Genomic DNA, 504 nt, shown 5'->3' with positions numbered 1-504 from the left:
CAGCATTTTCCAAAGCACAAAGTTTCCTACAAAAGGAAGCGGCTTCACAATGATAGCTTCCGAGCGGTCAATAATTCCAACTGTATTCGAATTGAAAATGACGCTATAAGCATCCCAAAGGTCGGCAAAGTGCCAATCGTTTTGCATCGTGGGCTTGCGAGCAAAATTAAGACCGTAACTATTCAATATCGTCACGGAAAGTGGGAATGCAGCATCACACAGGAAGTAGAGTGTAAAACGGCTAAACAGGTTTTGGAAAAGATCACTGGTTTTGATATCAACTCAAAGCAAACGGTGGTTGGTTCGAACGGATTTGTGGCCGATAATCCGAAGTTTTTAAAGCAGTCAAAAGAGAAGCTAAATCAATTGCAACGCCAGCTTGCGCGTCGAACCAAAGGCTCAAATCGTTGGCACAAAACTAAACAACGCATCAATAAACTACACGGTAAAATCTCAAGGCAAAGGCTCGACTTTGCGCACAAAATTTCACGACAGATAATCAAT

Annotated in this window: 1 protein-coding gene; it reads left to right on the top strand. The window is 42.3% G+C overall.

Annotated features, from left to right (window positions below; genetic code table 11):
- Nucleotides 1-504, top strand: a 504-nt coding sequence (locus JIG37_RS10155) for an RNA-guided endonuclease TnpB family protein (protein ID WP_199529303.1), incomplete at both ends; no start/stop codon positions are given.

The organism is Pseudoalteromonas sp. bablab_jr010 (genome assembly GCF_016464105.1).
GTDB lineage: Bacteria > Pseudomonadota > Gammaproteobacteria > Enterobacterales > Alteromonadaceae > Pseudoalteromonas > Pseudoalteromonas simplex.
The sequence above is the reverse complement of the archived record's forward strand: the minus strand, read 5'-3'. Positions and strand labels throughout refer to the sequence as shown.